The 24,185-nt window shown below is 57.0% G+C and carries 24 protein-coding genes, 1 tRNA gene and 1 pseudogene; 11 read left to right on the forward strand and 15 right to left on the reverse strand.

Features of this window, described 5'->3' with window-relative positions; genetic code table 11:
- Nucleotides 1–2: 2 nt before the first annotated feature.
- A complete protein-coding gene (locus tag C7H09_RS00525) occupies nt 3–1,844 on the reverse strand; it encodes a diguanylate cyclase domain-containing protein (RefSeq protein ID WP_106760734.1) in 1,842 nt (613 codons plus the stop codon).
- Between the two features lie 99 nt (nt 1,845–1,943).
- On the opposite strand from C7H09_RS00525, the gene C7H09_RS20580 reads away from it, so the two are divergent.
- The 7 genes and pseudogenes from C7H09_RS20580 (at nt 1,944) to C7H09_RS00545 (ending at nt 4,965) form a co-directional block, all read left to right on the forward strand.
- Nucleotides 1,944–2,108: a DUF3360 family protein gene (locus C7H09_RS20580; protein ID WP_240616462.1), complete on the forward strand. Its 165-nt coding sequence runs from the start codon at nt 1,944–1,946 to the stop codon at nt 2,106–2,108.
- Nucleotides 2,109–2,137: 29 nt separating this feature from the next.
- A complete protein-coding gene (locus C7H09_RS00530; RefSeq protein WP_206074241.1) occupies nt 2,138–3,205 on the forward strand; it encodes a hypothetical protein in 1,068 nt (355 codons plus the stop codon).
- Nucleotides 3,186–3,353: pseudogene (locus C7H09_RS20065) on the forward strand (type 1 glutamine amidotransferase domain-containing protein); the annotation flags it as partial. The gene C7H09_RS00530 and the pseudogene C7H09_RS20065, both read left to right, overlap by 20 nt.
- Complete coding sequence (locus C7H09_RS19810) at nt 3,307–3,450, forward strand: hypothetical protein (protein ID WP_165794758.1); 144 nt, start codon at nt 3,307–3,309, stop codon at nt 3,448–3,450. The pseudogene C7H09_RS20065 and the gene C7H09_RS19810, both read left to right, overlap by 47 nt.
- Nucleotides 3,451–3,571: 121 nt before the next feature.
- Nucleotides 3,572–4,231, forward strand: coding sequence for a hypothetical protein (locus C7H09_RS00540; protein ID WP_106760735.1), 660 nt, complete (start codon nt 3,572–3,574; stop codon nt 4,229–4,231).
- 1 nt (nt 4,232) lies between these two features.
- Entirely contained in the window at nt 4,233–4,541 is a 309-nt protein-coding gene (locus C7H09_RS19680; RefSeq protein WP_133166192.1) for a hypothetical protein, read from the forward strand.
- Nucleotides 4,519–4,965, forward strand: coding sequence for a hypothetical protein (locus tag C7H09_RS00545; protein WP_106760736.1), 447 nt, complete (start codon nt 4,519–4,521; stop codon nt 4,963–4,965). The genes C7H09_RS19680 and C7H09_RS00545 overlap by 23 nt, the downstream gene beginning before the upstream one ends.
- A gap of 394 nt (nt 4,966–5,359) precedes the next feature.
- Here C7H09_RS00545 and C7H09_RS00550 read toward each other — a convergent pair.
- Nucleotides 5,360–5,436: transfer RNA gene (locus C7H09_RS00550), tRNA-Arg, on the reverse strand.
- A gap of 214 nt (nt 5,437–5,650) precedes the next feature.
- Here C7H09_RS00550 and C7H09_RS00555 point away from each other — a divergent pair.
- Nucleotides 5,651–5,833, forward strand: coding sequence for a hypothetical protein (locus C7H09_RS00555; RefSeq protein WP_106760737.1), 183 nt, complete (start codon nt 5,651–5,653; stop codon nt 5,831–5,833).
- Between the two features lie 64 nt (nt 5,834–5,897).
- Here the strand turns inward: C7H09_RS00555 and C7H09_RS00560 are convergent, their stop codons facing one another.
- Nucleotides 5,898–8,714: an insulinase family protein gene (locus C7H09_RS00560; protein ID WP_106760738.1), complete on the reverse strand. Its 2,817-nt coding sequence runs from the start codon at nt 8,712–8,714 to the stop codon at nt 5,898–5,900.
- A gap of 47 nt (nt 8,715–8,761) precedes the next feature.
- Entirely contained in the window at nt 8,762–9,061 is a 300-nt protein-coding gene (locus tag C7H09_RS00565; protein ID WP_106760739.1) for a hypothetical protein, read from the reverse strand.
- A 370-nt stretch (nt 9,062–9,431) separates the two neighbouring features.
- Here C7H09_RS00565 and C7H09_RS00570 point away from each other — a divergent pair, with 370 nt between their 5' ends.
- On the forward strand, nt 9,432–11,417 hold the full coding sequence (locus C7H09_RS00570) for an SDR family oxidoreductase (RefSeq protein WP_106760740.1): 1,986 nt from the start codon (nt 9,432–9,434) through the stop codon (nt 11,415–11,417).
- Between the two features lie 69 nt (nt 11,418–11,486).
- On the opposite strand, the gene rnt is transcribed toward C7H09_RS00570, so the two are convergent.
- A complete protein-coding gene (rnt, locus tag C7H09_RS00575) occupies nt 11,487–12,143 on the reverse strand; it encodes a ribonuclease T (protein WP_106760741.1) in 657 nt (218 codons plus the stop codon).
- Nucleotides 12,144–12,184: 41 nt separating this feature from the next.
- Complete coding sequence (gene pyrC, locus C7H09_RS00580; RefSeq protein ID WP_106760742.1) at nt 12,185–13,216, reverse strand: dihydroorotase; 1,032 nt, start codon at nt 13,214–13,216, stop codon at nt 12,185–12,187.
- Nucleotides 13,217–13,388: 172 nt separating this feature from the next.
- On the opposite strand from pyrC, the gene C7H09_RS00585 reads away from it, so the two are divergent.
- Nucleotides 13,389–14,306 (forward strand): flagellar protein MotY, encoded by a 918-nt coding sequence (locus C7H09_RS00585; RefSeq protein WP_106760769.1) that lies wholly within the window; start codon nt 13,389–13,391, stop codon nt 14,304–14,306.
- Nucleotides 14,307–14,384: 78 nt separating this feature from the next.
- Here the strand turns inward: C7H09_RS00585 and C7H09_RS00590 are convergent, their stop codons facing one another.
- Nucleotides 14,385–15,311 (reverse strand): histone deacetylase family protein, encoded by a 927-nt coding sequence (locus tag C7H09_RS00590; RefSeq protein WP_106760743.1) that lies wholly within the window; start codon nt 15,309–15,311, stop codon nt 14,385–14,387.
- A gap of 193 nt (nt 15,312–15,504) precedes the next feature.
- On the opposite strand from C7H09_RS00590, the gene C7H09_RS00595 reads away from it, so the two are divergent.
- A complete protein-coding gene (locus C7H09_RS00595) occupies nt 15,505–18,252 on the forward strand; it encodes a bifunctional acetate--CoA ligase family protein/GNAT family N-acetyltransferase (RefSeq protein WP_106760744.1) in 2,748 nt (915 codons plus the stop codon).
- A gap of 26 nt (nt 18,253–18,278) precedes the next feature.
- On the opposite strand, the gene rdgC is transcribed toward C7H09_RS00595, so the two are convergent.
- From rdgC to C7H09_RS00635, 8 genes are all read right to left on the reverse strand, one after another.
- A complete protein-coding gene (gene rdgC, locus C7H09_RS00600) occupies nt 18,279–19,208 on the reverse strand; it encodes a recombination-associated protein RdgC (RefSeq protein WP_106760745.1) in 930 nt (309 codons plus the stop codon).
- Nucleotides 19,209–19,301: 93 nt separating this feature from the next.
- Nucleotides 19,302–19,502, reverse strand: a complete 201-nt coding sequence (locus C7H09_RS00605) for a DUF2788 domain-containing protein (protein WP_106760746.1) — start codon at nt 19,500–19,502, stop codon at nt 19,302–19,304.
- A gap of 59 nt (nt 19,503–19,561) precedes the next feature.
- A complete protein-coding gene (gene yaaA, locus C7H09_RS00610; RefSeq protein ID WP_106760747.1) occupies nt 19,562–20,332 on the reverse strand; it encodes a peroxide stress protein YaaA in 771 nt (256 codons plus the stop codon).
- Nucleotides 20,333–20,344: 12 nt separating this feature from the next.
- Entirely contained in the window at nt 20,345–20,578 is a 234-nt protein-coding gene (locus tag C7H09_RS00615; protein ID WP_106760748.1) for a glutaredoxin family protein, read from the reverse strand.
- The gene (locus C7H09_RS00620) at nt 20,578–21,330 is read right to left on the reverse strand and encodes a YciK family oxidoreductase (RefSeq protein ID WP_106760749.1); all 753 of its coding nucleotides are present in this window, start codon (nt 21,328–21,330) and stop codon (nt 20,578–20,580) included. The genes C7H09_RS00615 and C7H09_RS00620 overlap by 1 nt, the downstream gene beginning before the upstream one ends.
- A gap of 61 nt (nt 21,331–21,391) precedes the next feature.
- Nucleotides 21,392–22,057, reverse strand: a complete 666-nt coding sequence (locus tag C7H09_RS00625) for an HAD family hydrolase (protein WP_106760750.1) — start codon at nt 22,055–22,057, stop codon at nt 21,392–21,394.
- Nucleotides 22,047–22,763, reverse strand: coding sequence for a bifunctional 2-polyprenyl-6-hydroxyphenol methylase/3-demethylubiquinol 3-O-methyltransferase UbiG (gene ubiG, locus C7H09_RS00630; protein WP_106760751.1), 717 nt, complete (start codon nt 22,761–22,763; stop codon nt 22,047–22,049). Before ubiG ends, C7H09_RS00625 begins: the two co-directional genes overlap by 11 nt.
- Nucleotides 22,764–22,785: 22 nt before the next feature.
- Nucleotides 22,786–24,114: a TRZ/ATZ family hydrolase gene (locus tag C7H09_RS00635; RefSeq protein ID WP_106760752.1), complete on the reverse strand. Its 1,329-nt coding sequence runs from the start codon at nt 24,112–24,114 to the stop codon at nt 22,786–22,788.
- Between the last annotated feature and the right edge of the window lie 71 nt (nt 24,115–24,185).

The following is a 24,185-nucleotide window of genomic DNA, read 5'->3' on the forward strand; positions in this document are numbered from 1 at the left end:
TGTCAGGCCAGAGCGAAATGGTTTCGGCCGCTGCTTTTGACCGAGTACATGGCTTTGTCGGCGGCCTCCAGCAATTCCTCCGCAACCTGTCCGTTATCCGGGTACAGGGCAATCCCCACCGAAGCTCCGATGCTGACCCTGTGGCCCTGGATGTCGAAGGGCTCGTTTAATACCGAGATGATCTTGCCAGCAATGGCTTCAACATGCTCGTCGCGCTCCAGGGGCCCGGTAATCACCAGAAACTCATCGCCACCGCGCCGACCTACCACATCGTCGGAGCGCACACAGTGTTTCAGGCGGCGGGCGACATGCTGTAACAGTCCATCCCCGGCCTGATGGCCATAGGTGTCGTTCACCGGCTTGAATTTGTCCAGATCCAGAAACATCACGGCAAAATGGTGGTGCTGCCGACGCGCTTGCTGAATAGCCTGCTCCAGATGGTTTTCCAGCGCCGTGCGGTTGGGTAACCCGGTGAGCTTGTCGAAGTGCGCCAACCGGAACATCTGTTTCTCGGCCTGAACCCGCGCACTGATATCGCTGAAAGTGAGAATGAATTGATGGTTCAGTCCGCTCTGGTTCTTCACCGGCGATACGGTCAGCAGTGTGGGTGTACTGGCATCCGGTTGCACTTTTAACCAGACTTCACCCTGCCAGGCGTTCTCTGCCATGAGGTGGCGCCTGATGCTATCCACAGAGAAGCTATCGCCCTGTTCGGTTTTGATGAACTTGAGAATAGACAGGTTGTCCATGGATTTTGGCAGCATACCCGTTATGTCGCTGAAGGCCGGGTTGGCACGAACGATGCCAAGATCGGTGTCGCAAATAACGATGGCCTCGTGGGTGTGCGCGAAAACCTGCTGGGCCAGCCGCAGTTCCTCGGACGAACGTGCGATGCGCGATGCTTGAGCGACCAAGGCGTGTACGATCGGATTGAGAGACTTCCAGACCAGGAAGCCCGCGAGCGCCGACAGCAACAAAATTAAGACAATTGTGATACCAACGTCTTCGATAACATTGCCAAAAACACTGGTGATTTTGGCGTGCATGAACAGATTCCACGGATAACCATCGATTGACCGATGAAACCCCAGAACCCGCGAGCCATCAGCCAACGTTGTCCGGAAAAAACCGGTATCAGTGACCTGGCTCATGTTAGTGAGCTCGGAGCGGCAACTGTTTTGCGACGTGAGTTCCAGCCCACCGTTTGGTAAACGCGTGAGAAGGCGATCGTAGGTATCGTCGAACAGGCACACCTGAGAGCCGGATCCTGTGCTAAGAGTGTGTTCGAAAGCTGTTAGATGAAATAGCAACAAGTCGTGGCCAACCAGGTAGCCTTGGTGCGTGATGGGCGCGATCGCCTGCAAGAGGGGAACGCTGAGTTGGGCCCTATCGAATGGGTAGTTGGCGATATCACCTTCGTGCGGAAGAACAAGGTCAGTTGGGAGTGCGTCTGAATCGGCACCGATTCTGATCAGCTCGTTGCCGGCAACGTCAAACCGAACCAGGGCCGCCAAAGGCGCAATCTCGGCAGTGGCGTCGGCAAGGCGTGGAGTGGAGATCTGCCTCAGTGCGTGTGCTGACATAGTGCCACGGGCGTACTCAGCCAATGCACTGGCAAGTTCAGAACGGCTTGCTGTTTGGTTTGCCAGATTCTGATACTGGCTAAAAAGAGTTCGGATGTTGTTCGATTTGGCATCCGCAATCTGGCTGGCAGACTTGGCCGCTTCGCTATGAATCTGGTTAATCAGGGGGCTTGAGACGGCGGCAGCAATAATAATGCCGGTCAGCACCACGGCAACGATGGCGATCGAGATAATGCGCCGTTTTTGCTCAAAAATGTCCATAAAATGACGGAGGTAGGAGCAGCAAAAAGTGATTTGGAGAAATATTATCCTGTTTTTGCAAGGATTACCGCTGAAATACGCAGTTTTATGTAGCTGTCGTTGTCGTATTCTTCGTTTTCTTGCAGTGCCAGCCGAAAGCCCAGATCTGAATTTACGGCCTGCAAAGCTTATCTTGAACATGAACTGCAGGGGATGTCTCCCCGACAGTGGCGGCCCAATCTGCCATTCCGGGGCTGCCGCCCATGCTGGAGACTTTCCGTGTAGACTGAGGTTTTTGGTTGCCGGAGCACTGAATGCCTGAAACCGAATTGTTTCGAACTCGCCGCCGCCGGGGGCTGCTCTGGCTGGTGGCTATCGCTCTTGTGATGGCTGGTGTTATCGCTCTCTGGCTGCAGCCGCAACCGATAGAAGATCGCCTGATCGCCCTGCAGGCGAAAGAAAGGTTCGGTTCACAGGCCGCGGTGCTGCAGGAGTCGTTGCCCATACAGGCTCTGATGCTCGATTACCACGGCGACCGCTTGTTACGACTCAAGGCCGAAGCGGCCCTGGCGGTTTACCCGGAGCAGGCCCGGTTGTTTCTGGAGCTGTTCGGGGAAGAGCCTGAGTTTCGCAAAGCGCTGCGCCGCTATGGCGAATACCTGATCCTGCCCATGATCTACTTTTACCGCAATCCGGTGGGTTCGGTGGAAATGGTGAACCGGGTGGCCGGAACGGGCAAAGCATTGAGCCCGGAAGAGCGTGCCTGGTATGCAGTGAATTTTGCCAACCAGGAAGGCCACGACTTCATTGGACAGTTTGAAGCTGGGCCGAATGGCGAGATCCAGTGGATCTGGACCGAGCGTATTACCGAGGGCTTGAGCCAGTTCTTCACCGGCGGTATTCGAACCCTGGAGTCCCGTTATCGGACTGACCAACCTGTTCGAGCCAGTGATCTGGGCTGGGCGGCGCTGGATGCCGTAATTATCGGTAGCGCGGTGAAGTTCCTGAAAGTAGGCAGGGCAGCAGCCGGGGCCAGCCGGGCGGCAGCAGTTTCTGCCCGCTCTGCGGCATATTCCTCGCGGCTTGCACGGGCAGGGCGTATGGCATCGTTGATGGTGAGCAATGCCAAATGGCCAGCGATGGCGGCGCTCGCCTACGTGGCGGTTCGCCACCCTGCGCTATTGAATGATCTGTTTGCAGGCGTAGCCAACGTGCTGGGGCTGCCACACTGGGTAGTGCAGGTGCCTGCTTGGTTTCTGGTGCTGTTACCGGTACTGGTGCTGGCCCGGTGGCTATTGCGGTGGAGCCTGTGGCTGGTGCTGGCGCTCTGGCCGTCGTTGAACCGGCGATCTCCACGGCAAACTGAGCGAAACCGGCCATAAGACCGGCTTCTGGCTGGAAGAACTGGCTTTTCCGTATTACGCATTCAAAGACGCGGGCGCGAATATCGTTCTGGCCTCGCCCAAGGTCGGTCAGCCGCCGCTTGACCCGAACACCAGTGTTGAAGATTCCCAGACAGACGCCACCCGCTGGTGGCGGGCAAAAGGTAACCGGCTTTACCTACACCGAAGAAGGCGCCGTGGGGTGTCGCTATATCCTGGAGCTTTCAATTAATGTTCGGGAATAGTTGACTACTACAGGAAAAATAGGAGGAGTAATTGAAACTATTGACAGAAAATTCAAACTTGGCGATTATGCCCCAAGGTTAAATGACAGGATCGTCGCACTTTTACGACAAGGAATAGTTTATGAACAGCGTAGCTGCTGATCGTTATGTTACCTCTGATTTTCAGAACTCTCCTCTGCTTGCTCTTGCTGATTTGATGGGTTTAGGAAGTTTTAAATCCCAGATTTCCGGTTCCCCGGACTTGTATGCTCCTATCTTGAATGGAATTGCTGTATTTAGACACCTTCCCGCCTCAGCTCGTGCTGAAGTGAACAGGGCAATAAGAGATGAGGTGCCGAGGGGCCATATAACGCAACGCTTGCAGACACTCGTAGTAGATCAAAGTGTTCAGCCATATTGGTACATGTGGTCTCTATCCGACGAAGAGCTTCTGGAGTTTTTTCAGTTCTCAAAAACAACTGCCTCGATTACCGCTCAAATGAATCCAGTGTCCGTGCCAAACTTCACAGTGGGGGCATTGGCAGGGGCTGTTTATTACACATCCAAGAATGGATTGAGAGCTCAGGCAAGTCAGATTCTTGAGCCCTTCAAAGAAAGCGGGCTTGTCAAAGAAATCGCGCGACGCTTAGGTTTTCAGAATCGAATTGTATCGGGTATCGGTATGATGAGCATACCCGCTATTATCGTTATTTCCGGCTTAAATATTATGGCAAATAAAGAGTCTGAAATGGCGAAGCGGGAGCTCGCCGCTCGCGGGCTGCTTGCGTACAGCGATCTATAGAATGGCGGTAGTACTTCTTGTCACAGGGTTGCTTGGGGCGTTCACCTACTATGTCTCGCTTAGTGCGTTGGTTAACGGAAACGTTAGCAGGGAGGGGCGGCTTTGGCCCAGGTTAGTAGGTGCTCCAGCATTTTTTATATCTCTCTCTGTAACTCTGATCTCTTCTTACTTTGGCGCTGAGCCGACCCTTTGGCTCAGCGCTGCGATTTGGCCTGTAATTGCGCTTGTGCTGCATGCCGGTTATAAAATCGTGCTTGATACGCTAGTGCAACAGGCAGAAAGAAAAGATGGCGAAGATAAAGTTATTTGAAAAAGGATTTACCCCAGTTCGGTATATTCGTTATCTCTTGTGGGTAGCCGTGTCATGTGTGCCAGTAGCCGGTGCAGTTGGCGAGGAATTGCTATACCATGAGCGTTTAATGCCAGCGGCGACCGCATATGTGGATCTTCTGCTCTGTGCCAACACCGCAGACACATATCACAATGACGGCGTTAGTGCGGAGCGATACCGCAACGCTGCTTTTGAGGTGCAGGATCTGACGGATGAGGCCGGTTGGAGCCCGGCTGCAGTTGCGGCAACTGTGACCAAGCTTCTCGAGAGTCGATCAGATTTGGATCTTAGGGATGACGATAGCCCTGAAAGTTTTTATCGGCGGAATTTCTCTTTTGAACGGTGCGAGCAAGAGCTACAAAATGTTCGAGCTTTCCGGAAGAAAGGCGTCCCAGCTCTCTAAGCGAGCTTTGTTGCGTTATTATATTGAATGGCAAGTGACCATGATTGCTACCCTCTACGGTTAACAAGAGTGTCGATAACCCCCTTCCCAGAGTCAGGTATGGAGTATCCTCTGCTTGCCTGTTGAGTTGGTCGCGTGATTTGAGATCTATTTCGACGTTACCCCATTTCGTCGCTCTAGCAAGCAAACAGATGTTGTCTGGGCCGTGTGCTCGAATACACTGTCAAAATAGTGAGATGTCGCCCCTATCAGAAAACAGCGGTCGCCAAGGCCATAGAAATTATGTGGCTAGGGAATGAAAGGTTTAGCTAAAAAATGATCGTTTCGGGATTGAGGGGTAGATTGCTGGGTCAGTTAGTTTCTTCAATCTAACTATTTAATTTTATTGGAAAAATGGTACCCCCGGCAGGACTCGAACCTGCTACCTATCCCTTAGGAGGGGATCGCTCTATCCAGATGAGCTACGGGGGCTTTTCGCGAAGAGGCGGTATAATAACGGCCTGGCGCGGCGGGCTCAAGGCTTGCTGGCGGATTGCCCGGCTCGGTATCGGCCTGATTTTCACTTCCTGTTGGCATTCAGCAACGCTGAGTTGGTCTGTTACGGGTGACAGGCCGTATTGGCACAGCATTGTTTGGCAATCGCCACATAGTTAAAGTCGTTTTACTCCTGGATTACTCATGTTTTTTGCTAACCCTGACTGTGGCTCTGGATCACCTGTCTCATCCTGGTTTCGCCGGTGCCTTGACGGCCTGTGTCCAGGGTATCGGGTTTATGATTACGGCGGCCATGCCTTATCTGGCCGGGATGCTGCACGAGGCGACCGGGGGCTTTCACAGTGCCTCAATGGGGCAGCTGCAAGCCGATTGAGGGGCTGGCTCCAGTCGGCGGGGCGTATTGCGCCAGGCGCTGACTGGAGCACGTTGGTAGACTGTTACTGTCTTAGCTGCTCCAACACTTCTTGCTCGTTAACATCCTGGTTGCCGGTGGTGACTCTCAGAGCCCGCTGGCGTTCGGCCAGTGCCCGTTCGAACGTCTGTTGCAGGTCCTTCAGGGAAACCTGTTGAATGGCGTCTGCCAGTGATTTCCGGCTGTTGAAGCGGGCATTGTCCCGATCGATTTCCCGCCAGTAACGGCCAGAGGCCTCACTGAGTTGGCGATCCCGTTCCAGTAGCTGGCTGATAACGGCCTGTTTTTCTCGCTCAAGCTGTTTGTCGCCCAGCCCTGCAAGCTGTGTTCGGAAGTCTCCGGTAAATTCTCTTATCGCTCTATCAATGTTCTCGGCATCTGCGTTGGGCGACTGCACCACCAGGCCAAGCGCGGGCGTTTCCAGCATCTCGAACGCGGTGGCGTATACGATATAACCCAATTGCCGTGTGGTTCGGATGTTCTCGTAGAACGGGCTGCTGATGATCTGAGCCAGCAGGCGATACTTTGCCCGCTCGCTGAACGAGGTGTCCTGGCCCTGCAGGTAGAGTGTGTAGCCGGTATCCGGGTGATCTACCGACAATCGGGCCTGGGTTTCGCCGTCTGGTAGCTGGCGAACGCTCGCTCTTGAGACGTCCGTGTGCTCAGAATCTTTTAACACCAACGCCTGCACCTGGCGGCTGATGTTCAGGGCGCTGGCTTGTGTCAGGTTGCCGTGGGCGAGCATAACCGGGTCGGTTGTGTTCAGGAAATCCAGGGCAAACTGTTGTAGTTCTTCCAGGGTGACCTGTTGCGCGGCAGTCAGACGATCATCAATGGGGAAAACGCCTTCAAGCAGGGCTGCCTGGATAAAGCCGGAGGTCTGCTGCACGGGCTGCTCCTTGCGCTGATTCTCCAGGCTATCGATCAGGTTCTGGCGAGCAATACGAAAGCGCTGGCGGGTAATGGCCGGGTCGGCGAATTCCAGCAGTATCCGGTTGATCAGTTTGTGCAGATTGTCACTGTAACCGCCAACCCGGATGGTCACGCCGCGCAGGTGTGAGTAGACGCTGTAGTTCAGGCCTGCCAGCCGGGCTGAGTAGGCCCAGGCGTTCAGGTTGGTATCGATGGCGTCCACCAGCAGTTGCGTCAGTACGGTCGATCGTGCGGTCTCACGGGCGATCGGGCTTCTCAGGCTGATGAACACATTGGCTTTTGGGGTGCCAAAACGGGTGTCTTTTGCGTACCAAAGGTCCAGGCCGCCGAATTCCGACAGTTTCTGGGGGGCCGCCATGCTCGGGCCGGCCAGCAGTTCCAGATCCTCCGGGATAAACGGGTTCGCGTCGGGTAGCGCAAGTTGGCTGGCCAGTTCATCGGCGCCCGCGCTGGCAAGGGTCAGGGGTTCCCGTTGCCAGGGCGTGTCGTACCAGCGGGTATGCTTGGGCGAGGTCAGGCCGGGCTCCGGGGCAGACAACCAGACCATAAGATTTTGTGGTGTCAGGCGTGCCAGTAAATCACGGTATTGCTCTGGCGCGTAGCTTTCCATCAGGGCCGGTCCGCTGAGAATGTCTTCCGGCGGGTAGTCCCTCAGCAAACTGGAAAGTCTCATGACCTCATGCTGAGGTTCACCCCGCTCCCGAAAGCGAAAATCGATGTTTGCCAGTTGCTGCATTTCACGGAAGTGCTGCTTGCTGATGCCCTGTGCACGGATCAGATCGATGTAGTCGAAAGTCAGGGCAAGAATTTGGTCGCTCGCATCCAGACCTTTGCGGGTCAGCGACATGCTGATGTCGAGGGTGGCGTGCTCGCCGGTATCCATGCCAAGGCCTGCCGACAGGCTTTCCGCCAGTCCGGCCCGTTTCAGCACATCGAACAGACTACCAGGGCCCTCATGCCCCAGAAGGTTGGCCAGGTAGGCTGCGGGTTTGGTCTTGTAGCTTTTCTGTTGCGAGGGTATCGGAAACGACAGGGTCAGGCTGCGGTTGTCTTTCAGGGTTTGGGCGGTGACTTTCTGCGGCAGATTATCCAGGTCGTATAGGGGCTCCGGGTGTTTTTTGGCCGTAAGCTGGCGGTTATCAATGCTGGCAAAGCGGGGCCGGGCCATCTGCTCCAGCTTATCCAGCGATTGCGGACCGTAGATGGCCAGGGTCATCAGATTGGCCGAGTAATGGGACTGCCAGAAGGCGATCAGATCTGGCCGCAGAGGCCGCTGTTCGGTGTTCTCCAGGGTGTCCAGGTTGCCAACGGCAAACTGGCTGAAGGCGTGGTTGGGGTTACCGGCGGCTTTGCGCACCGACAGCAAGCGGCGGCCGTCTTGCTTCAGTTTGGAGCTGTACTCGGAATGCACGGCGTTGCGCTCCCGGTCTACCAGTTCCGGAGTGAACAGCGGCGCGGAGAACTGCTGGGCGAAACGGTCAAGCGCGGGCTCCAGAAATTCGGCTTCAATGTCGAAGAAGTAGTTGGTATCGGCAAAGGCCGTAAAGGCGTTGTGGTTGCCGCCATGGCTGCGGATGAATTGCTGGTATTCGCCCGGTTCCGGGTACTTTTCGGTACCCAGAAACAACATATGTTCCAGAAAATGCGCCAGCCCCTCTCGTTCTTGCGGGTCATCACCGCTGCCCACGGCGACGTTCAGCGAGGCGGCCGCCTTGTCGGCCTGCGGGTCTGATACCAGAATCATTTTCAGCCCGTTGTCGAGTTCCAGATAACGGTACTCGTTGGGATCGTTGGGGCTCTGGTTCAGGGCGATGCCAGCGCTGGTCAGCGGCGCCAGCAATAGGGTGACAACGAGCAAGAGCAATTGCAGCGCTTGAGCCTGTGCTGGCAAGGTTCGGTTCGCAGTCATGATGCCTCTTGGGTCAGGAGAGTGGGGCTGGTGTTGTGATATTACGGTCAGTGTACCTGGTTGGTTTTGGTACTGGCCGGTTGTTGGTCCAGGGTCTGGCGAGCCAGGTTGGCGGCCTTGTCGGCGTCCAGGGTTCCGGTAGCAATGCGTTCAAGTACCGTGGCCATGATGGCGACGGCCTGGCGGTAGTCGGCAAATTCGGCCTGGAAGGCTTTGTCGATGGCCTGGTAAACCGCCTGAATTTTGTCTTCCCGGGAGGTTTTCTCAGTTGCCGTATCGTTAATGGCCTTCAGGCAGGCGCGGGCGATAGCAATATAGCGTTCGGTGTTGGGGTTGTCGTTTTGCATGGGCGTTGTGTTTAACCTTGAACTTTGGCAAGTAGTGACGCCAACCGGCGCCGGAAGTTCCCGATTATCGCATTGCCGGTGCTCCCTTGCATTGCCTCCGGGTAATTAACGCCTGGAATGGGCGATGGCCGGGAGATGTGCTAATTTCACACAGAATGTGTCCGGGTTTCTGACACAGGTGTTGCCTGGCCAGTGCAGGCTTGATGAGTGGATCAATATAAAACAAGGGCTTAAAGAGTAAATGCTCTAATAAAGGCCAATACATGCAGGATGCATTAAAGTAAAATTGCCGCGCGATGGAACAGGGTTCGACTTTAGTCGTACCTGAAGCGATAAAAGAAAATAAAATCACAGGCAGAACGGAGTACCTATGAACTATTTCCTGACAGGTGGAACAGGCTTTATCGGTCGTTTTCTGGTGGAAAAACTGTTGGCCCGGGGCGGCACCGTGCACCTGCTGGTGCGTGAGCAATCTCTGGATAAACTGGACGAGTTACGGGAGCGCTGGGGCGTGGATGAAAGCCGGGTCAGACCGGTGATCGGAGACCTGACCAGCCCGAATCTGGGGATTGATGCGGCAGCCCTGAGTGCGTTGAAAGGCCAGATCGACCACGTGTTCCACCTGGCTGCGGTCTATGACATGAGCGCTGATGAAGAAGCTCAGGCTACCACCAACATAGAGGGAACCCGGGCCGCGGTAGATGCCGCTGAAGCCATGGAGGCAGGCTGCTTCCACCACGTGTCTTCGATTGCTGCGGCCGGTCTGTTCAAGGGTATTTTCCGTGAGGACATGTTCGAGGAGGCGGAAAAGCTGGAGCATCCGTACCTTCGCACCAAGCACGAATCGGAGAAGGTGGTTCGTGAGGAGTGCAAAGTGCCTTTCCGCATCTACCGCCCCGGTATGGTGATCGGTCATTCCAAAACAGGTGAAATGGACAAGGTTGACGGCCCTTACTATTTCTTCAAAATGATCCAGAAAATCCGTCATGCGTTGCCGCAGTGGGTACCCACGGTTGGCCTTGAGGGCGGGCGCCTGAACATTGTGCCGGTGGATTTTGTGGTGGATGCCATGGATCACATCGCCCACCTGGAGGGCGAAGACGGCAAGTGTTTCCACCTGGTGGATTCCGACCCTTACAAAGTGGGCGAGATACTCAATATTTTTTGTGAGGCTGGCCATGCGCCGCGCATGGGTATGCGCATTGACTCCCGAATGTTCGGCTTTATCCCGCCGTTTATCCGCCAGAGCATCAAGAACCTGCCGCCGGTGAAGCGGCTAACGGGGGCGGTGCTGGATGACCTGGGTATTCCCCGCTCTGTGCTTTCGTTTATCAATTACCCGACCCGCTTTGATGCCCGTGAAACCGAGCGGGCGTTGAAGGGCACTGGTATCGGCGTGCCGCGCCTGCCGGACTATTCGCCGGTAATCTGGGATTACTGGGAGCGCAATCTGGACCCGGATCTGTTCAAGGATCGCACGCTCAAGGGCGCGGTTGAAGGCAGAGTCTGTGTGGTCACAGGCGCAACCTCCGGCATTGGCCTGGCGACCGCCGAGAAGCTGGCCGAAGCCGGTGCCATTCTGGTGATCGGTGCCCGCACCAAGGAAACACTGGATGAGGTGGCCGCTGGCCTGGAAGCCAAGGGTGGCAGTGTTCACGCCTACCAGTGTGATTTTTCTGATATGGAAGACTGTGACCGATTCGTGAAAACCGTGCTGGATAACCACGGCCATGTGGATGTGCTGGTGAATAACGCCGGGCGCTCTATTCGACGCTCACTGTCGCTGTCTTTCGACCGGTTCCACGATTTCGAGCGCACCATGCAACTGAATTATTTCGGTTCGGTTCGCCTGATCATGGGCTTTGCGCCCGCCATGCTCGAGCGTCGACGGGGCCATGTGGTAAACATCTCGTCTATCGGTGTTCTAACCAATGCACCACGGTTCTCTGCCTATGTGGCCTCGAAGTCGGCTCTGGATTCTTTCAGCCGATGTGCCGCAGCTGAGTGGTCCGATCGCAACGTCACGTTTACCACCATCAATATGCCATTGGTGAAAACGCCGATGATTGCACCCACTAAAATCTATGACTCTGTGCCCACATTGACGCCGGATGAAGCGGCGCAGATGGTGGCGGACGCAATTATCTATCGGCCCAAGCGCATTGCCACGCGGTTGGGGATCTTTGCCCAGGTGTTGCACGCTCTGGCGCCGAAGATGGGTGAAATCGTGATGAATACCGGTTACCGGATGTTCCCGGACTCCCCTGCCGCCGCGGGCAGCAATTCCGGTGAAAAGCCTAAGGTGTCCACTGAGCAGGTGGCGTTTGCCGCTATTATGCGGGGAGTGCACTGGTAACCGGGCTTCTGGCCTTTAACAAAAAACCCGCTTAGGCGGGTTTTTTTTGTGGCTGTCCGGCCCCTTGGCCTAATCGTCCTCTGGACGGATCAGGGGCGGGGGAAAGCCGCCCAGTTCGCGCCAGCGGTTGACGATGCCGCAGAACAGATCGGCGGTTTTCTCTGCATCGTAAGCTGCCGAGTGGGCTTCTTTGTTGCTAAAAGGGATACCCGCCAGTTTGCACGCCTGGGCCAGCACGGTGTGGCCGTAAGCCAGCCCAGCCAGAGTGGCCGTGTCAAACGTTGAGAACGGATGGAACGGATTGCGCTTTATATCGGCCCGTAGCGATGCAGCAAACACGAAATTGTGATCGAAGGTGGCATTGTGCCCCACCAGCACCGCCCGTTTGCAGTCGTTAGCTTTTACGGCCCGGCGAATGGGTGAAAATATCTCGCTCAGCCCTTCGCGCTCGGGAACGGCTTCCCGTTCTGGATTCCAGGGGTCGATGCCGGTGAAGTCCAGGGCCGACTGCTCCAGATTGGCGCCTTCAAACGGGTCAATCTGCTGAACGAAGGTTTCGCCGCGGTGAATCCAGCCGTCTTCGTCCATGGTGAGCAGAACAGCGGCAATTTCCAGTAGTGCGTCCCGTTCCGGGTTGAAACCGCCGGTTTCCACGTCGACCACAACAGGCAAAAAGCCGCGAAAGCGTTGCGACATGGGGTGGGGCTGTTTGTTTTCGTCTGACACTCGAACTCCGATGTCCGTTTTAGTGAATGGGTTGGGTGCTTTTACGCCAGGCGCCAGTTAATGGTTTCGCCCGCTTTCAGGGGAACGATGGTGCCGCCCGCCAGGGGCAGGTGCTCTGGCATGGTCCAGGGCTCCCGCACCAGGGTGATGGTATCGGTGTTGCGGGGCAGTCCGTAGAAATCGGCGCCGTTGAAGCTGGCGAAGGCTTCCAGTTTGTCCAGTACGCCCAGCTCTTCGAAGACATCGGCGTAAAGACCGATGGCACCGTAGGCCGAGTAGCAGCCCGCACAACCGCAGGCGGCTTCTTTCTTGTCGCGGGCGTGGGGGGCTGAGTCGGTGCCCAGGAAGAAGCGCTTGTCACCGCTGGCAACCGCATCCCGCAGGGCCTTCTGATGCAGGTTGCGCTTCAGGATCGGCAAACAGTAAAGGTGCGGGCGGATACCGCCCACCAGCATGTGGTTACGGTTGTACATCAGGTGCTGGGGTGTGAGGGTTGCCGCGAGATTGTCGCCTTTGTGCTGGCGGACAAAGTCGGCAGAATCGGCTGTGGTGATGTGCTCCAGCACGACTTTCAAGGCCGGGAAAGCGTCCAGAGTGGGTACCAGTACCCGCTCCAGGAACACTTTTTCCCGGTCGAAAATGTCGATGTCGGCGTCGGTCACTTCGCCGTGCACCAGCAGCAGCATGCCGCAATCGGCCATGGCCTCGAGCACCGGATAGATATTGCGAATGTCGGTAACACCAGAGGCGGAGTTGGTGGTGGCGCCAGCCGGGTAGAGTTTGGCCGCCACAACGCCCGCCGCTTTGGCGGTGCGGATCACGTCTGGCGTGGTGCCTTCGGTGAGGTAAAGTGTCATCAACGGGGTAAAGTGGTGATCACCTGCGGCAGCTTCGATGCGCTGGCGGTAGCCATTGGCGGCGTCGGCATCGGTGACCGGTGGCACCAGATTGGGCATGATAATGGCACGGCCGAAGCTTGCTGCAGTGGCCGGTACCACGTCTTTGAGGATGTCGTCGTCACGTACGTGCAGGTGCCAGTCGTCCGGCCGGGTGATCACTAGTTGTCGGGTCATGGGCAGATATCCGCAAAGCAGCCAAAAAAGTGTGCGGAGTATAGCAGAAGAGGACCAGATGTTTTTGTCCCGGTGTTTGATTAAATCCTCAAGTTTCACCCACGCCCGCCGTTATCCTGTAAGTTACGGTGATTAAGGTTCCACGGGGCGTGTCATGGCTCTACCCGAGCGGATGGATAGAACACGATGGTTTGCGGCGGCGCCGTCTCTGGCGGGCGGCCTGGTGTTGTCGTTGGCCGCAGCGGTGGTGAACGCAGAAAGCTATGGTGCGGGTATCGAAAACAGCCAGTGGTACCTGTCAGAGTCTGTATTCGAGTGTTCCCTAGTTCACCAGGTGCCAGGCTTTGGCCGCGCGGTGTTGCGCCACCGTGCCGGAGAGCAGTTGGGCTTCTTTCTTGAGTCTGATCTCCGGTTGATGCGGCCGGGGCGGGGCAGGCTGGTTATTGAGGCGCCCAGCTGGCGGCCCGGAGTCGACCCCAGTCCCGTGGGTTCTGTGCAGGTAAGTGCAGATAACCGGCCGGTGAATCTCGGGGCCCGGGAGGCGGCACTGATAGCCCAGGGATTGAACCGGGGCATGCAGCCAACGCTTACGCGCGCAGCGATTTACGGCGATCGCCCGGTGCGGGTGAGCCTGTCCAACATCAACTTTGCCGGGCCCTGGAACAGATACCGGCAATGTGCGGCCAGCCTGCTGCCGGTGAATTTTGACCAGATCCAGCGTTCCCGTATCCCTTTCGCCACCGGCAGTACCAGCCTCTCGCAGGCAGACAAGGCATTGCTGGACAACATTGTCACTTATGTGATGGCAGACTCCACGGTTGAGCGCATCCTCGTGGATGGCCATTCCGATCGTGTGGGCAGCCGGATAGATAACCGCGCGCTTTCGGAAGAGCGGGCCAATGCGGTGGCCGACTATCTTAGAGCTCAAGGGGTGGACGACAACCTGCTGATTGTGAGAGCCCACGGCGACCAGTACCCGGTCTCCCGCCGAAACGCCGATAACCGCAGGGTGACCATCAGGCTTCAGCGCCAGGGCGATCGCCCGGAGTTGCTCCAGGCCAATAGTATGGGTGGCGACGCCAATGGCTGAGCCTGGGGAGCTGTGCGGTAGAAAGGCGCAGACCCCTGGTATTCAGGCAGGTTTGTTCCTTCGAAAAGATCGGTTTCTTCAGTAGACCGCGTTCAGCACTTCCAGATGGGCCGTCACGCCTTCCGCCAGAGCTTTCAGGTGGTATCCCCCTTCCAGCGTTGAAACAATCCGGTCGTTGGCGTAATCGTGGGCGACGCTCACCAGCATTTCGGTCAGCCAGCGATAATCTTCGGTTTCCAGGTTCAGTTCTGCCATCGGATCCAACCGGTGGCCGTCAAACCCTGCGGATATCAGCACAAGCTGTGGCCGAAAATTTTGCAGTTTCTTGAGCCAGGCGGCTTCGACCGCCTTGCGGTAGTCGGCGGCAGAGCAGTTGGCCGCAATGGGCGCATTGATAATGTTGTCAGCCTGCTGATGAACGTGGCTGTGCGGGTACAGCGGGTGCTGAAAACTTGAGCACATCAGAATGCGTTCGTCGCCGCTGACAATGTCGACCGTGCCATTGCCCTGGTGCACGTCAAAATCAATGATCGCCACCCGTTCCAGATGGTGGAAGGTCAATGCCCGAAGGGCAGCCAGAGCGATGTTGTTGTAGAAGCAGAAGCCCATGGACTTGGTTCTTTCGGCGTGGTGCCCCGGCGGCCGGGCACACACGAAGGCATTGGTTACCTGGCTGCTCATCACCATGTCGACGGCCTGCACGTTCCCGCCAGCGGCAAGCCGGGCGGCTCTCAGGGTATCGGGCATCATGGCGGTGTCCGGGTCTGTGAACACGCGGCCTCGGGTGGGTTGCATCAGATCCAGTTGGTGAAGATAGGATTCCGGATGCACCGTCAGCAGCTGGTCACGGGTAATTTCCTCCGGGCGAACCCAGTCCAGTTCCTGCTGCAGATTGGTGTCGGCAAGGTAGGCGAGAATGCTCGACAGGCGCTCAGGGCTCTCCGGATGTTCCGGGCCCATATTGTGCTTCATGCAGTCGTCATGGGAGAAAAATGCCGTGGTCATGGAAAGTGCCTGAACCTGAGTATCCTTATTATTTTTCCCATGTTATCAGGGAAAGCCGAAGTCTGTCGTATTTCTTTGGTCTAATAACCGCTTAGTCGATTTACATCATGAAATCGCAACCTAAGATAAGGTATACACTAATAAGCACTTTGTTTCTTTTACCCTTATCACCGCGACTGCTGGGAGTGCCACGTTGAGTACCCGCTATCTGGAAAGTCTTTTTAACCCCGAATCCATCGTTGTCATCGGTGCATCCGAGCGCGGTGACAGCCTCGGGGGCATGGTGCTTCGAAACCTGCTCGGCGGCGGTTATCCCGGGCGTCTGGAAGTGGTAAACCGGAGTGACTACGAAAACGTTCACGGGGTGCCCTGTGTACGCCAGGTTTCCAACCTGGATTTCAGCCCGGATCTGGCGATTATCTGTACGCCGCCGGAGACGGTGCCAAAAATGATACGCCGCCTGGGTGAGCAGGGCGTTCGCACCGCGATCGTGATGACCGGCGGTATGTCCCGTACCCACAGTAAAACCGGGCAACCCCTGATGTACTCGGTGCGTGATGCCGCGCGGGAAACCGGTATTCGGGTACTGGGGCCAAACACCATTGGATTGATGGTGCCTGCGCGGCACCTGAACGCAACCTATGCCCACATGGGTGCGATTCCGGGCCGTGTGGCGTTTGTTGGCCAGTCCGGCACTATTGCCAGTTCGGTGCTGGACTGGGCGTTTGCCCGGGGGGTGGGTTTCTCTTACTTCCTGACCCTTGGCGACGGTATGGATATCGATCACGACGACCTGATCGACTATCTGGCCCAGGACACTCAAACCCGGGCCATCCTGTTGCACATTGAGAACATCCCCAACCCCGGCCGCTTTATGTCGGCAGTGCGGGTGGCCTCCCGCACCAAGCCGGTGATTGCGGTCAAATCCGGCCGGGTGCCGGATTCCGAGTGGTTCACTCACCAACTGCCCGCGGGTATCAAGCGCAGCGATCCGGTCTACGACGCCATGCTCCAGCGCGCCGGTGTGCTGCGGGTGGATGGTCTGGGGCAGATGTTTGATGCGCTGGAAACCCTTACCCGTATGCGCCCGCTACGGCGGGAATCCCTGGCCATCATGGCGAACGGAGTGGGCCCGGGAGTGCTGGCGGTGGATCGCCTGGCGTTTCTGGGTGGAGAGCTGGCCGAGCTGTCTGAGACATCGGTTGAGAGCCTGGCGGAACTGCTGCCACCTTACTGGACCCGTAAAAACCCCATCGACCTGAACTACGACGCCACCCCGGAACTTTATGCCAAGGCTATCAAGATTCTGGCCAAAGACCCGAATGTGGCCAACGTACTGGTGATGTACGCCCCGACCCTGCTTGAAGACAGTTTGCAAATTGCCGATGCCGTGGTGCAGGCCTCGAAAGGTACCCGCCTGAACATCTTTACCTGCTGGCTGGGCCAGAGCACGGTGATGGATTCCCGGGAAGAGTTTTATCGGGCCGGATTACCGTCGTTCTTCAACCCGGAGAAGGCAGTAACGGCGTTTATGCAGCACGTTCGCCACCAGCGCATTCAGCGGCTTCTGACCGAAACACCGGAATCCTTTACCGACCATTTCACCGACGCCGCCAACACCCGCAAGCTGGTGAAGCGGGCATTGAAAGATGGCCGGCGGCATCTGTCCAACCGAGAAGCACGGCGGGTGATCCGTGACTATGGCATCAGCACCATCGAAACCGGCTATTGTGACGATGTAGAAGAAGTGCTGGGTATTTTTGCCATCGAGCGCCGTCCGATTGATGTCACCGTTATTCATGAGCAGGTGTGTCATCCGTTTCTGGATCTGAGCCCCACCCAACTGCGCTACAAAGGCACGGTTAAAAAACTCAACAGCGAGCAGGCGATTATCGACAGCTGCCGTTTTCTGATGGATGAGTACCGGGAGCATTTCCCGAACAGTGGCTTCCTGGGGTTTGCGGTGCAGCGTTCCTATCAGCATGTGGGGGGCATTGAATTCAGTGTCGGGATTACCCGGGATGAGGTGTTCGGGCCGTTGGTGGTGTGCGGTGCGGCGGGTGCCCAGATCAATATCATGACCGACCGCCAGATTGCGCTGCCGCCGCTGAATATGGTGCTGGCCCGCGAGCTGTTGCGACGCACCTACATGTACAAGTTATTGAAAGAGCACAGCTTAAAGCCGGAGGAGGATATCCGGGCGGTGTCAGAAACCCTGGTGACTCTGTCCCAGATTGTGATCGATATTCCAGAGATCAAGGGGCTGGAGATATCGCCGTTGCTGTTTAACGAGCAGGGCGCGGTGGCGGTGAACATCGCTATTGATCTGGACGACAGCCCGATCAAGCCGGTGATTCAGCCTTACCCGCGGGAGCTGGAAGAATGGCTGGTGCTGCCCAAGTCGGGCCGCCGGGTGATTATCCGGCCGGTGCTGGCTCAGGATGAACCGGCACACCGGCTGTTCCATGAACACCAGTCTCCGGAATCCATTCGCTACCGGTTCTTCCAGTATCGCAAGCATTTCTCCCGGGAAGACGTGGCCCAGATGGTGCAGATCGACTACGACCGGGAAATGGTCTTCATTGCCAATGCGCCCCGCGAGGATGGCGAGGGGGAGGAAACTCTGGGCACGGTGCGTACCTGGACAGATGCGGACAACCTGCGCTGTGAATTTGCGGTGATGGTGGACGACCGCATGAAGGGCGAGGGGCTGGGTGTGGCGCTGATGCAAAAAATGATCGACTACTGTGAAGCCCGCGGCACCATGGAAATGATCGGCAATGTGCTGCCAGACAACCGGCCGATGTTACAACTGGCTGAGCATCTGGGTTTTGAGATCAAATACAACCCGGAAGAGGAAGTGATGGATTTGCGGCTGAAGCTGAACGAGCCGCAGAAGGACTGGCAGAAAGAGCGTTTGGGGAAAGGGGGGCATTTGTAACGCCCCCCTGACGGCGCTGGCCGGAGTTAGTCTTCTTCCACAATGGCGGAACGATCCTCTCCGCCCAGCGCCTCAAGCAGGCCCGGGATCAGCCGGGACAGCTCCAGGGTCATGATGGTAAAGGCGGCGTCGAACTTTGCCATGGCATCGTCGGCATCCACATCGTCCAGTTGTTCCTGCAGGGTTTCACCAAACTTGAGGCGCCGGATGCCAAGTTCTTCGTCCAGCACAAAGGACACGTTGTCGTCCCAGGTCAGCGCCAGTTTGGTTACCTGCATACCCGCTTCCAGGTGATTGCGGATTTCGTCGGCTTTCAAGTCCAGCCCCTTGCAGCGAACCACTCCGCCATCTTCGGACGGGTCTTTCAGTTCGCATTCGTTACCCAGCGAGACCGTGGCCGGGAGGTCGACGGTTTCGTTCAGCCAGCCGGTAAAGGTGAACGCTGGCGCCTGTTCCACCACGGGCGGGCGAACCGGCAAGGAGCCGAGCGCTTTCCGCAGGGTAGAGGCGAGATCTTCCGCCTGCTTGGCAGAACCGGCGTCGACCACCAATACACCATCCTGTGGCGCAAGGTAGGCAAAGCAGCGGCGGTTGCGGGAAAAGGCCTTGGGCAACATTTCCAACATGATTTGTTCTTTCAGTTCGTCCTTTTCTTTACGGCGGACTTTCCGGCCCTGTTCGATTTCTATGGCTTCTGCGCGCTCTTCCACGGCTTCTTTCACTACTGGCCCGGGCAGGATTTTCTCTTCTTTGCGCAGCGCAATCAGGTGATAGCCGTTGGCGCTGTGCACCAACTGATCGCTGTGCTTGCCAAGGGCCGGTACCCAGCCCTGGCGGCTGGTTTCTTGTGGTCCACACGGTTTGAAAGCCTCGGCCTGCAGCTTTTCTTCGAGGGCTTCGGCAGAAATATCGAACGGCTTGGTAAATCGGAAAACACGGGCGTTACGAAACCACATAGCGGAATCCTTGCGTCAGGTCTGGGCTTGTCGGAGAAAAAGGAGGGGGATAATACGGCTACCGGCAGTAGCCGTAAAGTGACGGCGGGCTGGTCAGATCTGCATAACTTCGACCAGAACGGTCTTGATAAGAAAGCCAACCACACCGGCACCGAGCACGGTAAACAGAGCCATGGTTCCGAACTTTCCGGCCTGGGATTTCTTGGCCAGATCCCACACGATAAAACCCATCCAGCCAATAAGGCCCGTCAGAAACACCAACATGGCGATCTGGGAAAAGACTGCTTCGTTCATTCTTGCTCCTGTAACGGGTGAATGTATGCCTGCCCGGGGGCAGGGCCTTGCGAGTCGGGTTATGCCTCGTCCCTCAGGAAAACCCAGTTATTCTGGTCGGATTGCTCGCCACTGAAGTAGTAGCCATCGAGATCAAAGCCTTTGAGATCCTCGGCCTGGGTAATGCGGTTCTGAATCGCATAGCGGCACATCAGTCCCCGGGCCTTTTTGGCGTAGAAACTGATCATTTTGTATTGGCCGTTTTTCCAGTCTTTGAACTGGGGCGTGATCAGCCGGGCATCCAGGTTTTTTTTCTGAACGCTTTTGAAATACTCGTTAGAGGCCAGGTTAACCAGCACCTTGTCATCGTTAGCCAGCAATGTATTCAGGGTATCGGTAATCTGGCTTCCCCAGAAGGCGTAAAGGTCCTTACCCCGGGTGTTCTGGAACTTCGTGCCCATTTCCAGGCGGTAAGGTTGCATCAAATCCAGCGGTTTGAGCAGGCCATACAGCCCGGACAGAATACGCAAATGCGTTTGTGCGAAGCTGAAATCGTCTTCGCTAAAGCTTTGCGCATCCAGACCGGTGTAAACATCACCCTTGAACGCCAGAACCGCTTGCCGTGCGTTGTCTTGGGTGAAAGGCGTTTGCCAGCTTTGGAACCGCTCAGCGTTGAGTTGTCCGAGCTTGTCGCTGATGCTCATCAGATCGCTGATCTGGTGCGGTTCCAGTTCCTTGAGCTGGTCGATCAGTTCGCAGGCCTGGTCCAGGAAGTCCGGCTGGGTATGGGTTTGTGTCGCCAGCGGGCTCTCGTAATCCAGAGTCTTGGCAGGAGAGATGATCATCAGCATGTCACAAGATCCTCATTGCAGAAACGTCAGTAGCTGATCGCGGTTAAACGGCCAGTCCAGTTCAGCACCGGTGTCGTTGCGCCGTAACACCGGAATCCGCGTGCCGTAACGCTCAACCAGGGCTTCCGACTGGGCAATGTCCACCACATCCACCGGAATGGGTTTTGGCATGGGTGTGTTTACCAGCAGGGCTTCCGCCAGTTCGCACAGATGGCACTGGGAGGTTGTGTAGAAATAAAGATCCATTATTTTTGGGGTTGCGCGTCGATCTGCTGGCCGTTTACGCCTTTGCTGTCTTTGCCCATCAGGTACAGGTATACGGGCATCAGCTCTTCCGGATTCGGGTTCTTCTTGGGGTCTTCCGCCGGGTAGGCCAGTACCCGCATGCCAGTGCGGGTTGCGCCCGGGTTGAGGCTGTTTACCCGGATGTTATGGCGTTCATCGTCCAGTTCATCAGCCAGCAATTGCGCCAGTCCCTCAACGGCAAACTTTGAAACCGCATAGGCACCCCAGTAGGCGCGGGCCTGACGACCGACGCCGGAAGAGGTGAAAATCATCGAGGCGTCGTCAGATTTACGCAGCAGGGGAATCATCGCCCGATTAAGCAGGAAGGGGGCGGTGGCATTCACGTGCATCACCTTGTTCCAGGTTTCCGGGTCGTAGAGCTCTACAGGGCTGCGGGAACCCAGAATGCCAGCGTTATGCAGCAGCCCATCCAGACGACCGAAGTTGTCTTCCAGCGTCATGGCCAGTTCTTCGTAGTCTTTGACCGCAGCGCCCTCGAAGTTCATGGGCACGATGGCCGGTTGTGGATGGCCAGCCGCCTCAATCTCGTCATAAACCTCTTCAAGGTGCGACACCGTGCGGCCAACCAGGATGACGGTGGCGCCGTGGGCAGCGTAAGCTTTTGCGGCGGCGCGGCCAATGCCACTGCCAGCGCCGGTTACCATGACAATGCGGTCTTTCAGAAGATCGGCGGGTGCCTGGTAATCTTGCATAACCTGTCTCCGTGTTCAGGTCGAGGCTGGCCACCAACGGCCAGCTGAAAGTAACGGGGCACTATTGTAACAGCTTTGCCAGATCGCTGACGGTATCGGCAATGCGGTCTGCTTGCCATAGGTCAACCGTCTCTGGCTGCTCAATGTAGCCGTAACGAACGGCGATGGTGTGCATGCCTGCGTTGCGGCCTGCCTCGATGTCGCGCTCATGGTCACCTACATAAATACAGCGGGTTGGCTCGGCATCTATATGCGAACAGGCCAGTAGCAGCGATTCCGGGTGAGGCTTGCGCTCGGCAACATGGTCCGGGCAGATCAGGGCGGCACAGCGTGGCGCCAGGCCCAGGGCGGCAATCAGCGGCTCGGCAAAACGCAGCGGTTTGTTGGTGACAATGCCCCAGGGAATTTGCCGTGCTTCCAGGCTGGCCAGAAGGCTGTCCATGCCGTTGAACAGAAGGGTTTCGACCGCTACTCCGGCTTCGTACAGGTCCAGGAATTCAGTGTGCCTTTCCAGATAGCCCGGCTCTTCCGGCTCCAGGCCAAAGCCGATTCTCACCATGGCCCGGGCACCGTTCGAGACTGACCTGCGTATCTGCTCCGGGGGCAGGGCAGATAATCCGTGCTGCTTGCGTAACTGATTCAGGCAACGGATGAAATCCGGGGCGGTATCGATCAGGGTGCCGTCGAGATCAAACAGAACAGCGGATGGTGAAGATTTAGCGTTCACGGCTGTCCCTGGCGTGCATGAGGTAGTTGACGTCTACATCGCGCCCCAGCTTGTAAATTTTGGTGATGGGGTTGTAGGTCATGCCGGTGAGTTCGCACACATCCAGGCCTGCGGCGCGCAGATAATCGGACATTTCTGACGGGCGAATGAACTTCTTCCACTCATGGGTGCCTTTCGGCAGCAGGTTCATCACGTATTCCGCGCCGACAATGGCGAACAGGAATGACTTGGGGTTGCGGTTGATGGTAGAGACAAAAAGGTCACCGCCGGGGCGTAACATGCTCGCGCAGGCCCGGATAACCGAGGCCGGGTCGGGTACATGCTCCAGCATCTCCAGGCAAGTCACCACATCATACTGGCCAGCGTGCTCCGGGTGCCTTGCCAGTTCTTCAACGGTGGTTTGCCGGTAATCGACGGTGACACCGCTTTCCATGCCATGGAGTTTGGCCACCGACAAAGGGGCTTCGCCCATGTCGATACCGGTTACGTGAGCGCCTCGCAGTGCCATACCCTCGGCCAGCAAACCGCCACCACAACCGACGTCGAGGGCGCGTTTGCCAGCCAGCGACACGCGCTCGTCGATGTAGTTCAGGCGCAGCGGGTTGATGTCGTGCAGTGGTTTGAACTCGCTGGATGGGTCCCACCAGCGGCTGGCCAGCGCCTCGAACTTGGCAATCTCTTTCTGGTCTACGTTCTGGTTGCTCATGATTTGATCATACTCCGGATCATCAACTTAGAATCTGTTTGCGCCACGCCTCTACCCTGAGCATCAGGTCTGGCACATCAATACGGGTCAGCCGGCCGTCCTGTAACTGAGGTACGCCGTGAATCCAGCTGTGGCTTACTGCCCGCCCGTGGTTGCTGTAGACAAGATGCGAGGCAGGATCATAAACCGGCTGCAGGAAGGGATCGCTCAGGTCGACGGCAATCAGGTCTGCCAGCTTGCCTGGCAGCAGCGAGCCCAGTTCATCGCTGCGTCCGAGAGCTCTGGCGCCGTTCAGGGTTGCCATTTCCAGGGCCCGGTGTGCCGACAGGGCGGCCGCATCACCGGCTACTGCTTTGGCAATCATGGCCGCGGTGCGAAGTTCGCCGAACAAGTCCAGGTCGTTGTTGCTGGCGGCGCCATCGGTACCGATACAAACATTGATGCCCCGCTGCTGAAGGGTGTCCACCGGGCAAAAGCCGCTGGCCAGTTTCAGGTTAGACTCCGGACAGTGGATAACATGAGTGCCGCTGGCCGATAAGGCGGCCAGATCGCTGTCATCAATCTGGGTCATATGCACGCATTGGGTGTTTTCACCCAGCACGCCGAGCGCCTGCATTCGGGAAACCGGTCTGATACCTGAGGCCTTGACAGCTTGTTCTACCTCAAAGGCTGTTTCATGCAGGTGGATCTGCAGTGCGGCACCGGTGCGCCGGGAAAGGGCGACAGCCTCTTTCAAGGGGTCGTCGGCGACGGTATAGGGTGCATGGGGCCCGATGGCGGGCATGATGTAGTCATCGCCCTGCCATTGCTCGATCAGGCCTGCGCCTTTGTGCAGATATTCCTCCGGGCCCGAACCCCACACGGTTGGCATATCCATCAATGGGAAGCACACCTGGGCCCGCATTCCGGTATCGTGGGCGACCTGGGCAGTCACCTCCGGGAAAAAGTACATATCCGAGAAGGTGGTGGTGCCGGTACGCAGCATTTCCGCCATCGCCAGCCGGGCGCCGTCCATGACAAACTGTTCGCTGACGAACCGGCCCTCGGCGGGCCATATGTGGTCGTTCAGCCAAGTCATCAGCGGCAGGTCATCGGCCATACCCCGGAACAGGGACATGGCGGTGTGGCCATGCAGGTTGATTAGCCCGGGCAGCAGCACGTGCTGGTTCAGGTCCAGTGTTTCCCGTGTGCGGTAGGTCTGGTCCGCTTCCGTTTGCGGGAGCACGGCGGCAATGCGGCTTCCCTGGATGATCAGTGCCTGATGCTCCAGAACAACAGCGCGGGGTTCCACTGGGATCAGCCAGCGGGCGTTGATCCGGGTATCGGCTGTGATGATGGTGTTTGCCGTCATTAACCTGCCTTGTTAAGAGGGGCAATTCCTGTGGAATGCCTGAAAATTCAGTGCTCAAGTATAACCACCCG

It is taken from the genome of Marinobacter fuscus, assembly GCF_003007675.1.
In the GTDB taxonomy this organism is placed as follows: domain Bacteria; phylum Pseudomonadota; class Gammaproteobacteria; order Pseudomonadales; family Oleiphilaceae; genus Marinobacter; species Marinobacter fuscus.

What these genes read in the sequence shown, in the direction of transcription:
- C7H09_RS00525 (WP_106760734.1), bottom strand. Translation starts at nt 1,844, where the DNA reads ATGGACATTTTTGAGCAAAAACGGCGCATTATCTCGATCGCCATCGTT.
- C7H09_RS00530 (WP_206074241.1), top strand. Translation starts at nt 2,138, where the DNA reads ATGCCTGAAACCGAATTGTTTCGAACTCGCCGCCGCCGGGGGCTGCTC.
- C7H09_RS00540 (WP_106760735.1), top strand. Translation starts at nt 3,572, where the DNA reads ATGAACAGCGTAGCTGCTGATCGTTATGTTACCTCTGATTTTCAGAAC.
- C7H09_RS19680 (WP_133166192.1), top strand. Translation starts at nt 4,233, where the DNA reads ATGGCGGTAGTACTTCTTGTCACAGGGTTGCTTGGGGCGTTCACCTAC.
- C7H09_RS00545 (WP_106760736.1), top strand. Translation starts at nt 4,519, where the DNA reads ATGGCGAAGATAAAGTTATTTGAAAAAGGATTTACCCCAGTTCGGTAT.
- C7H09_RS00560 (WP_106760738.1), bottom strand. Translation starts at nt 8,714, where the DNA reads ATGACTGCGAACCGAACCTTGCCAGCACAGGCTCAAGCGCTGCAATTG.
- C7H09_RS00565 (WP_106760739.1), bottom strand. Translation starts at nt 9,061, where the DNA reads ATGCAAAACGACAACCCCAACACCGAACGCTATATTGCTATCGCCCGC.
- C7H09_RS00570 (WP_106760740.1), top strand. Translation starts at nt 9,432, where the DNA reads ATGAACTATTTCCTGACAGGTGGAACAGGCTTTATCGGTCGTTTTCTG.
- pyrC (WP_106760742.1), bottom strand. Translation starts at nt 13,216, where the DNA reads ATGACCCGACAACTAGTGATCACCCGGCCGGACGACTGGCACCTGCAC.
- C7H09_RS00585 (WP_106760769.1), top strand. Translation starts at nt 13,389, where the DNA reads ATGGATAGAACACGATGGTTTGCGGCGGCGCCGTCTCTGGCGGGCGGC.
- C7H09_RS00590 (WP_106760743.1), bottom strand. Translation starts at nt 15,311, where the DNA reads ATGACCACGGCATTTTTCTCCCATGACGACTGCATGAAGCACAATATG.
- rdgC (WP_106760745.1), bottom strand. Translation starts at nt 19,208, where the DNA reads ATGTGGTTTCGTAACGCCCGTGTTTTCCGATTTACCAAGCCGTTCGAT.
- C7H09_RS00605 (WP_106760746.1), bottom strand. Translation starts at nt 19,502, where the DNA reads ATGAACGAAGCAGTCTTTTCCCAGATCGCCATGTTGGTGTTTCTGACG.
- yaaA (WP_106760747.1), bottom strand. Translation starts at nt 20,332, where the DNA reads ATGCTGATGATCATCTCTCCTGCCAAGACTCTGGATTACGAGAGCCCG.
- C7H09_RS00615 (WP_106760748.1), bottom strand. Translation starts at nt 20,578, where the DNA reads ATGGATCTTTATTTCTACACAACCTCCCAGTGCCATCTGTGCGAACTG.
- C7H09_RS00620 (WP_106760749.1), bottom strand. Translation starts at nt 21,330, where the DNA reads ATGCAAGATTACCAGGCACCCGCCGATCTTCTGAAAGACCGCATTGTC.
- ubiG (WP_106760751.1), bottom strand. Translation starts at nt 22,763, where the DNA reads ATGAGCAACCAGAACGTAGACCAGAAAGAGATTGCCAAGTTCGAGGCG.
- C7H09_RS00635 (WP_106760752.1), bottom strand. Translation starts at nt 24,114, where the DNA reads ATGACGGCAAACACCATCATCACAGCCGATACCCGGATCAACGCCCGC.